Raw genomic sequence first — 12,437 nt, 5'->3', positions numbered from 1 at the left:
TCACACTAACGCTCCTGGTCGTAGGTGCTGTCAGGACCGCCGTGGTGATTGCCGGCGGCCTGGCCGTTGTTCGTTTCACTGCCCGCGCTGCGGCCTCGTTCGACACCGCGGCGCAGGTTGCTCAGCCTGCCCCGGACATCCTCCGGGGCGCGGGAGACCTGGGGGCCTCCCTGGGGAGTGGACTCGGCGGCGCCCTCGACCAGGTTGGCCTTGGGCACCCGCCGGGGCAGTCCGGAGGGGGTCACTCCGCCCGCCTTCGGCTTCCTCAGCTGGGAAGCCTGCTGCCAGCGCTCGTCGTTGGCCGACCGCCAGGCGCCCTCGGCACCGCCCGCGCCGTCGCCCTCCGCGGCGGACGCCGACGGCTCCGGAGCCGCTCGGTGCGCGCCGCCCGCGGCGGAACCGCGGCGCGGGAGCCCGGCGTCGGTCAGGTCGTGGACGGCGGACGGGGCCGGTCCCGGCCGCTCGAAGCCTACGCGGTCGGATTCGCCCGCGTCAGCGGCCTGCGCGGACTGCGCTCCGGCCGTGTCCGCAGGGTACTGGGCCGGATAGCCGTTCTGGTAGCCGTCCTGGCGCGGCCAGTCGTCCTGGGCCCCGCCGCCCGGCGCGGGACGCTCCGGCAGGGCGGCCCCGGTGTACCCGGTCTGCTGATGACCGCCGTCGCCGGCCGGGGAGTACGCGCCGTCCTGCGGCAGGCCGCCGTTCGGCGCGTAGTACTGCCCCTCGTACGCCTGCTGCTGGGGCGCCCCGTACGCGGCCTGCTCCTGGCCGGGGTACGGGGTCTGCTGGCCGTAACCCTGGCCGTAGCCCTGGTCGTAGCCGGACTGGCCGGCGAACGGGTCCTGGTACGGGGCCTCCTGGCCGTCGGCGGCCGGGGCCTCGGTGCCGGGCGGGGTCTGGGACTCCAGCGCGGCGCGGCGCTCCTCGCGCATCAGGGAGCGGCCGACCGGGTCCAGCTCGCGGATGTCGTCGGGGACGTCCGCGTACCGGCTGTCGTCGAAGCCCAGCTCCGCGGCGGTGCGCAGGGGCTGCTGCTGCCCGCCGAAGTTCTCGCCGCCCTGGAACTGCTGCTCGGGGATGATCTGCGAGACGGTGAAGTCGTCGCGCTGCACCGGGCTCTCGCCGCCGCCGCCGTGCGTGATGGCGTCCGGGAGCATGACCAGCGAGGTGGTGCCGGCCTGCTCGCCGGAGGGGCGCAGCTGGACCCGGATGCCGTGCCGGTCGGAGAGCCGGCCGACCACGAACAGGCCCATGCGCTGCGAGATCGCGGCGTCCACGGTGGGCGGGTTGGCCAGCTTGTGGTTGATGTCCGCGAAGTCCTCGGCGGTCAGACCGATGCCCTTGTCGTGGATCTCGATCATCACGCGGCCGTCGGGCAGCCGGGTCGCGGTGACGCGGACCTTGGTCTGCGGGGAGGAGAACGTGGTGGCGTTCTCGAGCAGCTCGGCGAGCAGGTGCACGAGGTCGGTGACGGCGCGGCCGTGGATCTCGGCCTCCGGTACGCCGGACAGCTCGATGCGCTCGTACTGCTCCACCTCGGAGGAGGCGGCGCGCAGCACGTCGACCAGGGGGACCGGCTGGTCCCAGCGGCGGCCGGGCTCCTCGCCGGCGAGGACCAGGAGGTTCTCGCCGTTGCGGCGCATGCGGGTGGCCAGGTGGTCCAGGCGGAAGAGGCTCTCCAGCTGGTCCGGGTCGGCCTCGTTGTTCTCCAGATCGGTGATCAGGGTCAGCTGGCCCTCGATCAGCGACTGGTTGCGGCGCGAGAGGTTGGTGAAGATCGCGTTGATGTTGCCCCGCAGCAGGGCCTGCTCGGAGGCGAGCCGGACCGCCTCGCGGTGCACCTGGTCGAAGGCGCGGGCGACCTCGCCGATCTCGTCGGTGGTGGTGATCGGGATCGGGCTGACCCGGGTGTCGACCCGGCCGGGGTCGGTGCGGGAGAGCTGGTCGACCAGGCTCGGCAGCCGCTGCTCGGCGACGCCGAAGGCGGCGTTGCGCAGCTGCCGCATGTTGCGGCTCATCTGGCGGGCGACCATGCCGGCCAGGACGAAGGCGGCGAGCAGCGCGACGATCACGGCGGCGCCGGTGACGTAGGTGTCCCGCGCGGCGTCGTCGGCTATGGCGGACGCCTCGCTCACGGCCTTGTCGGCCATGTCCGACTCGATCGCGCGGTAGGCGTCGAACTTCAGGGTGGTGACCGCCCACCAGTTGGCCGGTGTGATGCCCTGCTGGGCCAGGGACGCCCGGGCGCCGGTGTCGGTGGAGGCGAGCTGGGCCAGCTCGGAGACCATCGTGGTGGGGTCGGACGGCGGCGCCACGTAGTCGGGGTCCTCGGCCGCGGCCTTCTTGGCCAGGGCCGCGCCCTCCGCCTTGATCCGCGCCCCGGCGTCTTCCAGCTTCTTGGCGTCCGCCTCGGTGCCGCCGCCGAGGTACTCCTCGACGGCTATGCCCTCCAGGTAGGCGTAGGAGGAGAGGGCGACGCGCTGACTGGCCAGGTGGCTGGGCTCGGGACCCGGCTTGGTCAGCATGTGCATGCCGATGGAGCGTTCCAGCGAGAGGGACGCCTTGGTCAGGCCGATCGCGTAGACGGACCGGCCGTAGGAGGTGATGTTGCCGGTGCCCAGCCCGAGTTCGTTGGCGAACGACATCAGCGGGTGGGCGATCTGGACGTACCCCTCCTCGGTCTCCACGCCCTTGAGCGCGGAGGTGTAGGCGGCGGCGCGCAGCGTCTGGAGGTCGGGCTCCACGTTGCGGAACTGCTGCAGCCGGCGTTGCAGGCCGTCCTTGTCCGGTATGTCCCGCGCCGCGGCGTCGAAGTCGTCGGCGGCCCGGTCGGTGGCCTTGCGGGCCTCGGTGACGCTCTCGTCGTCCTCCTTGCCCTGGAGCAGCGGGGCGGCCGAGACGTCCCGCTCGTTGTAGAGGGCGTTGGCGTAGGTGAGGGACGCCTGGACCAGCTTGGCGGTGCTCTCGGCGTCCTCGGCGTCCCGCCAGGTGTCCAGGGAGCCCTTCACCTGGAAGCCGCCCATGACGAGGCCGACCAGTGCGGGTATGAGCAGGATCGCGTTGAGGCGTGTGCGCACCCGCCAGTTGCGCGGCGACATCCACCCGCCGCTCGGGGCGGGGGCGGCCTTGGGCTCCGGACCGGGCACGGGAGCGGGCGCCGCTGTGCGCGGCGGCGGGGTGAAGTTGCCCCGGGCCGATGGCTCGGGACTGTTCTTGCTTCGCCTCACTCGACCAACAACCTCTCGGCGGTCGGCACCTGTGTCGTGCCGCAGTGTCTCAGAGCCCAGGACGTCACCTACTCATCCCCTACGTATTACCGATGAGTACGTCTTTGGCCGTCGGGCAGTTCTGGCATTCCAGCACGGCGACCTGCGCTCTTCCAAACAGTGTGACGAGAGGATTACATGTGATGTAAGCCCCAGATAAAACGGTCATAAAGAGCGAGGGGTCTCAAAAGACGGGCCGGTCGTGCGCGCAGCGAGACCGAATGTGCGCGACGCGTGGTGGTACCACCCGATTCCTCTGCCGAAACGTTATACACCGGAGCCGGCCGTGTCGAAGGACACAGCCGGCTTCCATGTGCCTACGGCAACTTCCGTATGCCGTCGTGGATTTGACCGGCTATCGCAGCCGGGCCATCAGCGCGTGCTCGACCAGGGTGATCAGCGCGCTCTTGGCGTCGGCCCGGTGGCGGGCGTCGGTGGTGATGATCGGGGTGTCCGGACCGATCTGGAGGGCCTCGCGGACCTCGTCCGGGTTGTACGGCTGCTGTCCGTCGAAGCCGTTCAGCGCGATCACGAAGGGCAGGCCGCTGTTCTCGAAGTAGTCGACCGCGGGGAAGCAGTCGGCGAGACGGCGCGTGTCCACCAGCACGACCGCGCCGATCGCGCCGCGCACCAGGTCGTCCCACATGAACCAGAAGCGGTCCTGGCCGGGCGTACCGAAGAGGTACAGGATCAGGTCCTGGTCGAGGGTGATGCGGCCGAAGTCCATGGCGACCGTGGTGGTCGTCTTGCCCCCGGTGTGGGTGAGGTCGTCGATGCCCGCCGACGCGGACGTCATGACGGCCTCGGTGCGCAGCGGGTTGATCTCGGAGACGGCGCCGACGAACGTGGTCTTGCCCACGCCGAAGCCGCCGGCCACCACGATCTTGGCAGAGGTCGTCGCCCGACCTCCGTCAGAGCTTGCGAAGTCCACTGAGCACCCTTTCGAGCAGTGTCACGTCCGGCGCGCCGCCGTTGTTCTCGTCGCCGCCCGGCTGGTGGATGGCGACCAGGCCCGCCTCCGCGAGGTCCGCGACCAGGATCCTGGCCACACCCAGCGGCATCGCGAGCAGGGCCGACACCTCGGCCACCGACTTCACCTCGCGGCACAGGTGGCAGATGCGCTGGTGCTCGGGGAGCAGTCCCATCAGTGCTGCCGGGTCGGCCGTGGTGCTGATCAGAGCCTCGATGGCGAGCTGATAGCGGGGCCGGGTCCGGCCGCCGGTCATCGCGTACGGACGTACCAGCGGCTGGTCGCCCTCGTCCTCGTACGGTTCCGCGTACGGATCATGAGAGGCGGTGGGCGGGGTCATGGGTCCTCCGGGCGGGGCGGCATGTCGGTAGTCAAGCCGTCTGGTGGGGCCGGTGGGGGGTTTGTGGCGGCCGGACGGTGATTCGGTGAGACGGGTGGTGCCGGGGCCGATCAGTGCAGCAGACTTCCTTGCAGCTCGGCGCGCAGGTCGGGGGTGAGTACGGCGCCCGCGCGGTCGACGAGCAGCGCCATCTCGTAGCCGACGAGGCCGATGTCGCACTCCGGGTGGGCGAGAACGGCCAGGGACGAGCCGTCCGAGACGGACATGAGGAAGAGGAACCCGCGTTCCATCTCCACGACCGTCTGCGCCACGCTGCCGCCCTCGAAGATCCGGGACGCCCCGGCCGTGAGCGAGGTCAGACCGGAGGCGACGGCCGCGAGCTGGTCGGCGCGGTCGCGCGGGAAACCTTCGGACATCGCCAGAAGGAGTCCGTCGGCGGACACGACGACGGTGTGGGACACCCCGGGTGTGTTGTCCACGAAATTCGTGATCAACCAGTTGAGGTTCTGTGCCGCCTGGCTCATCGGGCTCAACTAACGCTCCTGCTGGTGAGTGGGCCTCGGGAAGTTGCCGGTCTGGCCGCTTCCCGCCTGACGGCCCTGTGCGATACCCCGACGGAGATTGGTCAGCCGGCCGCGCACCTCGTCGGGTGCGCGCGAGACCTGCGGACCGCTCTGGTGGGACTGCTGCTGAGCCGTGCCCGGTACCAGGTTCGCACGGGGCACCCGGCGCGGCAGGCCGGAGGTGGTGATACCGCCCGCGGCCGGCTGCCGGACACGCTCGGCCTGCCGGACGAGTTCGTCGTTGGGCGAACTGCGCCAGGAAGAGGCGGCGGGAGGCTGGGGCGCGGTGGTCTGCGGCGCGGCGGGGGGCTGCTGCCCGGCGGCCTGCGACGTGTCGCCGCCGCCCTGCCGCTCGCGCCGTTCGCCGCGGAACCAGTTGGTCTCCAGCGTGTCGAACAGCGGCGTACGGCCGTCACCGGGACCGGTGGCCGGGGGCAGCGCCTCCGGCTCCTGCCGCACGGGCCGCTGCGGACGCCGCAGGTGGGTCCCGCCGAAGCCGTCCCCGTGATCCGCCGACGGCCGCTCGAACTGGCCGGTGGCGGACGTGTTCTGGGGGTCGTACGGACCGGCGGGGGCCGGCTCCGTCCTGCTGTACGGGTCCTGGCGGTCGTACGGGGCGGCGGGCGCCGCGTCCGGCCGCTCGAACTGGCCGGCGGCGGCCGGGTCACGGGGCTCGAAGCCCCGCGCCCCGAACGCGTCGTCGCGGGCCGGGTCCTGACGGTCGTACTGGCCGGTGGCGGAGGCGTCCTGGCGGTCGTACTGGCCGGTGGCGGAGGCGTCCTGGCGGCCGTACTGGCCGGTCGTGGACGCGTCCTGGCGGCCGTACCCGCCGGTGCCGCTCAGGTCCTGGCGGCCGAACTGGCCGGTGGCGGCCGGGTCCTGGTGGAGGGCGTGCCGCCCCGTGGCCGAGCCGTCCTCGTACGCCTGCGGGGCGCCAATCCGGTCCTGGCCGGCCGGGCCGCCCGCGCCGTTCGCCCCGGCGGGCGCGCCGAAGACGTCGGAGCGGACGAACGGGCCGCTGCCCTGGGCCCCGTCCTGGCCGCCGCCCTGCGGTCCGTAACCGCCGGGGGAGCCGAACCGGTCGGCGGGCGCCGGGGCGTTTGGGCCCGGCGCGGCGAACCGGCCCCCGGCCGTGCCCGGCGCGGGCGCGTCGAAGTCCGGGCGGGCGAACTCGGCCGTGGCGGCGGGACCGTCCTGCTCGTCGGACCGGCCGATCACCGGCATCTCGGTGGTCGCCGCCGGCCCCTGCCGGTCGTCGATCCGGGGCACGGGAGCGGTGCGGGCGACGTCCGGCTCCTCGTGGCCGCGCGGGGCGTCCAGCGCGGCGCGGTCCACGGACGGCCGCGCGTTCTCGTCGCTCCAGCTGGGCACGTGGGGCTGCGGGTCGCCGCCGGGCAGCTCGGCCCGCGCTCCGCCGCGCGGCGGCAGCTGCGGACGCCGGCCCCGCTCGGAGTCACCGGTGCCGTTGCCCTTGCGCCGGCCGCGCTGCGGCGCGGCCGGCGCGGCGTTGCCGAAGGCGTCCTGGCCCTGCGCCGGCTGCGGCGCGTTCAGACCCGCGGCCTGCAGGCCCTGCGGGGCGCCCGGCGTCTGACCGGCGCCCGCGCCCGCCGGAGCCGGACGGTTCTGCGGGGACTGCGGCGACTGCGGTCCCCGGGCGCCGCCCGGTCCGCCCTGCTGTCCGCCGTCCCGGCCGGGCAGCGCGGCGCGCGGCCCCTGACCGGACGCGAGCCGGGGACCACCGGGGGCACCCGCGCCGAGCGCGCCGCCGCCCTGGCCGCCGCCCGGCCGCCGGGCCGCCGCGGCACCGGCCGCGGCCTGCGCGGCGGCGGGACCGCCACCGCCGGGCTGACCGGGCTTGCCCTGCGGCTTGCGGCCACCCTGGGCGACATCGACGGGCAGCATGACCAGCGCGGTCGTACCGCCGGAGTCGGACGGGCGCAGCTGGATGCGGATGCCGTGGCGCTGCGAGAGGCGGCCGACCACGAACAGACCCATGCGGCGGGAGACGGAGACGTCCACGGTGGGCGGCGAGGCCAGCCGCTCGTTGATCGCCGCGAGGTCCTCGGGGGAGAGGCCGATACCGGTGTCGTGGATCTCGATGAGCACCCGCCCGTCGGGCAGCGCGTGACCGGTGACCTTGACCTTGGTCTGCGGCGAGGAGAACGAGGTGGCGTTCTCCAGCAGCTCGGCGAGCAGGTGCACGAGGTCGTTGACGACCCGGCCGGCGACCTCGGTCGTCGGGACCGAGGACAGCTCGATGCGCTCGTACTGCTCCACCTCGGAGGCGGCGGCACGGAGCACGTCGACCAGCGGCACCGGACGGGTCCAGCGGCGGCCCGGCTCCTCACCGGCGAGGACGAGGAGGTTCTCACCGTTGCGGCGCATGCGCGTCGCGAGGTGGTCGAGCTTGAAGAGCGAGGACAGCTGGTCCGGGTCGGCCTCGCGGGACTCCAGTTCGGAGATGAGCGACAGCTGACGCTGGATGAGGCCCTGGGAGCGGCGCGAGAGGTTGGTGAACATCGCGTTGACGTTGCCCCGCAGCAGGGCCTGCTCGGCGGCGAGCCGGACCGCCTCGCGGTGCACGTCGTCGAAGGCCGCGGCCACCTTGCCGATCTCGTCCCGGGAGTGCACGCCGACCGACTCCACGGAGGTGTCGACGTCCTGCGGGTCGGACTCGGAGAGCTGCTTGACCAGCTCGGGCAGCCGGTCGTTGGCGACCTTGGTCGCGGTCTCCTCCAGACGGCGCAGCGAACGGATCATGGAGCGGGCCACGACGAACGCGCCGACCAGCGAGACACCGAGCACGATCAGGATCAGCGCACCGGAGAGGATCGCCTCGCGCTCCGACTCGCTGCGCAGCTCACGCGCCTGCTGCTCCATGTCCTCCAGCAGCGTGTGCTCGATGTTCGTCATCTGCTGGATCTTGGTGGAGCTGCTGTCCAGCCAGTCCTGGTAGGACTGCTTCTCCATCTCCTCGATGGCGCCCTCGTTGGCGAGGACCCGGCCGGCGTACTTGTCCGCCGACTCGATCGTCGCGTTGCCCTCCTGGATGGGCTGGAGGAGTTCGGTGGAGCCGCTGCCGTAGATGCTGGCGAAGCTGCGCAGGTCGTAGTCCTGGCTGTCCAGGGCCGCCTCGGCGTACAGCCGGTCGTTCTCGGAGAGGCTGCCGGACGTGGTGTTGCTCGTGGGCAGCGCCGCCGCGATGACGGCCCGCTGGACCGAGGCGTACTCCTTGGCGGACGAGAACGCCGACAGCGCGCGGGTGCGCTGGATCATCTCGGGGTTGCTGGTCGCCTCGGCCATGTCCTGGGAGAGGTCCAGGAGGTGGGTGATCAGGCGGTGGTAGGCGTCGACGGTCTGCGTCGAGTTGCGCGGGTCCTCGTAGGCGGAGTTGCGGATCTTGCTCAGGCCGTTGAGCTCGCTGGCGAGACCGACGACGGTGTCGCGCACGCCCTGGAGGTTGCCGTCCTTGCTGGCGGCGTCGATGTCCTCGGAGCCGTCGATGAAGTTGGCCAGGGCCCGGTCGGTCTTCTCCCGGTCGCCCTTGACCGCGGTCGCGCTGGAGGAGGAGTCGTGCGCCAGCGGGCCCGCCGACTTGTCACGCTCCTCCTGGAGCGCGGCGGCCAGCTCGGTGGCGCGCGCGGTCATCTCCGTCAGCAGCTTCATGTTGTCGAGCTGCTGGATGTTGTCCATGGAGTCGCTGATGCGCAGGGCACCCAGCGAGGTCGCCGCGACGACCGGGAGCGCCAGCAGGGACACCAGACGGGTGGAGATGCGCCAGTTGCGCAGGGCTATTCGGGTCCCGGGACCGCTCGGGCCCTTGGCCGCCCTGGCCGCCGGCGCCTGCCCCTTTGGGCCGGACGCGCCGGGCGTGCCGGAGCCGCCGGGCGTGCCGGGGGCCGCCGCGGGGCCGCCCCGTCCGGCGCGTTCGCCACCCCCGGCGGCGCCGGACGCGGCCGGGCCCGGGGCACCCTTGTGGGCGTGCTGGGCGTGCTGGGGAGAGGAGCTGCCTGTCATGGGGCCAGTCCCACCCTGCGGCTCCGGCTCCGCCGAAGCGCTGCCATCCCTCTTGAAACGTCCCTGCACTAGCGTCGCAACCTCTGGACCAGGCACCCCTCCGCGTGAACGGCGAGGCACGGTGTCGGCGTCTCGGGAGCGCCCTGAATACGCCCCCTGATGGTCGTGAGTAACCGGCGCCGGTTCCCCCTCTTGCCGCCACTCGGCGCTTCGGTGCGCCCCCCGTGTGCCGGCTCGATCCTGCGGCGGTCCGTGGAATTCCAGCACAGTGCAGGATCTCCAACAAGGGCCATGGGACAGCCCGTGACCGACGTGACAGCACGTGAGGGCCGGATCACCGGACGTAGAGAGTGGTCGACGGCAAAACGGGCGTATGGTCACGAGTCATCGGTCCGCGACGGGTGTCCCAGTCGCCATGATCAGGAGCGGAATGGACGCTTCAGGGGGTCAATGTCCGTTTCCCGGCGACCGGGCATGGGTCCGTTTTAGCCGTTTTACCCCTTGCTCAGTGAGCAAACTCACACGGGCGCCATGAGTTCTTCACGTCTTCAGTGGGGAATCGCGTGTTTAGCCTGGCGCTTTACAGAGAAGGCGAATCCGACAACCCGCGCCCGCCGGGGCCCCTTCGGGGGCACCCGCCCGGCGCCCGCACCCCATGAGGCCCGTACCACCGTGAAGACGACGATGATGTTCCACAAGATCGCCAATCCGCGCCGCACGACGCTGGTCCACCTGAAGGACGCCGGCGAACTGCGGGCCCCGGAACAGCCGGAGCACGCCGTCGAGCTGCCCACCCGGACCGCCAACCCGCGGCGCACCATCCTCATGGAGATCCCCGCCCCGGCCACCGCCGCCGAATAGGACGCCCCGGCCCGGGCGACGGCGATGCGCGAGGCGCCCGCCCCCTGCCGCGCTAGCCTGGAGCGTCAGACTCCAGCCGCATCAGTCAAGGGGCCAAGCAACCCGTGCGCATCGCCAGGTTCTCCATCGACGGGAACGTCGCCTTCGGCGCGGTCGAGGGCGACCAGCCGGACCAGCTCGTCCTCGACATCATCAAGGGCATCCCGTTCGCGGACTTCGAGCTCTCCGGCACGAAGGTCCCGCTGAGCAAGGTCCGGCTGCTGCCGCCGGTGCTCCCCAACAAGGTCGTCGCCTTCGGCCGCAACTACGCCGAGCACGCCCGGGAGCTGGGCAACGAGGTGCCCGACGCCCCGTTCGCCTTCTTCAAGCCGTCCACCTCGGTCACCGGCCCCGGCGACGACATCCAGTACCCCTCCTTCTCGCAGGAACTGCACCACGAGGCCGAGCTGGCCGTGGTCATCGGCCGCATGTGCCGCGAGGTCCCGCGCGAGCGCGTCGCCGACGTCGTCCTCGGCTACACCTGCGCCAACGACGTCACCGCCCGCGACGTGCAGCGCCGCGAGAAGCAGTGGGCCCGGGCCAAGGGCTTCGACACCTCCTGCCCGCTCGGCCCCTGGGTGGAGACGGACATCGACCTCGCCCGCGCCGCCGACCTGACGATCCAGCTCACCGTCAACGGGCAGCAGCGCCAGCTCGGCCGCACCAGCGAGATGATCCACTCCATCGAGGACCTGGTCGTCAACGTCACCGAGGCGATGACCCTGCTCCCCGGAGACGTGATCCTCACCGGCACCCCGGCCGGGGTCGGCCCCCTCCACGTCGGCGACGAGGTCGCCGTCACCATCGAAGGCATCGGCACTCTCACCAACAAGGTTGTCAAGCGTGGCTAGCGCAGCGTCCCCCGTACGCGTCCGTTTCTGTCCCTCGCCCACCGGTAACCCCCACGTGGGCCTGGTCCGCACCGCCCTGTTCAACTGGGCCTTCGCGCGCCACCACGGCGGCACCCTGGTCTTCCGCATCGAGGACACCGACGCCGCCCGCGACTCCGAGGAGTCCTACGAGCAGCTCCTGGACTCCATGCGCTGGCTCGGCTTCGACTGGGACGAGGGCCCCGAGACCGGCGGCCCGCACGCGCCGTACCGCCAGTCGCAGCGCATGGACCTCTACCGGGACGTCGCGCGGAAGCTCCTGGACGCCGGCCACGCCTACCGCTGCTACTGCTCCCAGGAGGAGCTGGACACCCGCCGCGAGGCCGCCCGCGCCGCCGGCCAGCCCTCCGGCTACGACGGCCACTGCCGCGAACTGACCGCCGCGCAGGTCGAGGAGTACGAGGCCCGGGGCCGTACGCCGATCGTCCGCTTCCGGATGCCCGACGAGGCGATCACCTTCACGGACCTGGTCCGCGGCGAGATCACCTACCTGCCGGAGAACGTCCCGGACTACGGCATCGTCCGCGCCAACGGCGCCCCGCTGTACACGCTGGTCAACCCGGTCGACGACGCCCTGATGGAGATCACCCACGTCCTGCGCGGCGAGGACCTGCTCTCCTCCACCCCGCGCCAGATCGCCCTGTACAGGGCGCTGATCGAGCTGGGCGTCGCCAAGGAGATCCCGGCCTTCGGCCACCTGCCGTACGTGATGGGCGAGGGCAACAAGAAGCTCTCCAAGCGCGACCCGCAGTCCTCCCTGAACCTCTACCGGGAGCGCGGCTTCCTCCCCGAGGGCCTGCTCAACTACCTCTCCCTGCTCGGCTGGTCCCTCTCCGCCGACCGGGACATCTTCACCGTCGACGAGATGGTCGCCGCCTTCGACGTCACGGACGTCAACCCCAACCCGGCCCGCTTCGACCTCAAGAAGTGCGAGGCCGTCAACGGCGACCACATCCGCATGCTGGAGGCGAAGGACTTCGCCGAGCGCTGCCGCCCGTGGCTGAGGCCGCCCTTCGCCCCCTGGGCACCGGAGGACTTCGACGAGGCCAAGTGGCAGGCGATCGCCCCGCACGCGCAGACCCGCCTGAAGGTCCTCTCCGAGATCACCGACAACGTCGACTTCCTGTTCCTGCCGGAGCCCGTCTTCGACGAGGCGTCCTGGAACAAGGCGATGAAGGAGGGCTCGGACGCGCTGCTGCGCACGGCGAGGGAGAAGCTGGAGGCCGCCGACTGGACGTCGCCGGAGTCCCTGAAGGAGGCCGTCCTGGCCGCCGGTGAGGCCCACGGCCTCAAGCTCGGCAAGGCCCAGGCCCCGGTCCGCGTCGCCGTCACCGGCCGCACGGTCGGCCTGCCGCTCTTCGAGTCCCTGGAGGTCCTGGGCAAGGAGAAGGCGCTGACCAGGATCGACGCGGCGCTGGCGCGGCTGGCCGCGTAGCGCCGGCACCGAGGGGCAGCGCACCGGGAGGCTCCGGCGCGCTGCCCCTTCGCCGTCCC

8 protein-coding genes are annotated in these 12,437 nt (G+C 72.1%); 3 read left to right on the top strand and 5 right to left on the bottom strand.

All coding sequences use genetic code 11. The features are described from left to right. Positions 1-5: 5 nt before the first annotated feature. The 5 genes from ACY1JF_RS08520 to ACY1JF_RS08500 form a co-directional block, all read right to left on the bottom strand. Entirely contained in the window at positions 6-3,224 is a 3,219-nt protein-coding gene (locus ACY1JF_RS08520) for a nitrate- and nitrite sensing domain-containing protein (protein ID WP_462704381.1), read from the bottom strand. Positions 3,225-3,618: 394 nt separating this feature from the next. Next, positions 3,619-4,194, bottom strand: coding sequence for a GTP-binding protein (locus ACY1JF_RS08515; protein WP_462704380.1), 576 nt, complete (start codon positions 4,192-4,194; stop codon positions 3,619-3,621). After that, positions 4,175-4,573, bottom strand: coding sequence for a DUF742 domain-containing protein (locus ACY1JF_RS08510; RefSeq protein WP_003973454.1), 399 nt, complete (start codon positions 4,571-4,573; stop codon positions 4,175-4,177). Before ACY1JF_RS08510 ends, ACY1JF_RS08515 begins: the two co-directional genes overlap by 20 nt. Before the next feature lie 110 nt (positions 4,574-4,683). Further along, positions 4,684-5,097: a roadblock/LC7 domain-containing protein gene (locus ACY1JF_RS08505; protein WP_003993189.1), complete on the bottom strand. Its 414-nt coding sequence runs from the start codon at positions 5,095-5,097 to the stop codon at positions 4,684-4,686. 9 nt (positions 5,098-5,106) lie between these two features. Further along, positions 5,107-9,222: a sensor histidine kinase gene (locus ACY1JF_RS08500; RefSeq protein WP_462704379.1), complete on the bottom strand. Its 4,116-nt coding sequence runs from the start codon at positions 9,220-9,222 to the stop codon at positions 5,107-5,109. Between the two features lie 603 nt (positions 9,223-9,825). Here ACY1JF_RS08500 and ACY1JF_RS08495 point away from each other — a divergent pair. The 3 genes from ACY1JF_RS08495 (at position 9,826) to gltX (ending at position 12,378) form a co-directional block, all read left to right on the top strand. After that, positions 9,826-10,014, top strand: a complete 189-nt coding sequence (locus ACY1JF_RS08495; RefSeq protein WP_462704378.1) for a hypothetical protein — start codon at positions 9,826-9,828, stop codon at positions 10,012-10,014. Positions 10,015-10,118: 104 nt separating this feature from the next. Further along, a complete protein-coding gene (locus ACY1JF_RS08490) occupies positions 10,119-10,904 on the top strand; it encodes a fumarylacetoacetate hydrolase family protein (protein ID WP_462704377.1) in 786 nt (261 codons plus the stop codon). Next, entirely contained in the window at positions 10,897-12,378 is a 1,482-nt protein-coding gene (gltX, locus tag ACY1JF_RS08485) for a glutamate--tRNA ligase (RefSeq protein WP_462704376.1), read from the top strand. Before ACY1JF_RS08490 ends, gltX begins: the two co-directional genes overlap by 8 nt. Positions 12,379-12,437: the final 59 nt, after the last annotated feature.

The sequence above is a fragment of the Streptomyces sp. SYSU D01066-1 genome, from assembly GCF_054956795.1.
Note: the sequence above shows the minus strand (reverse complement) of the source record. Positions and strands in the feature narration are given on the sequence as shown.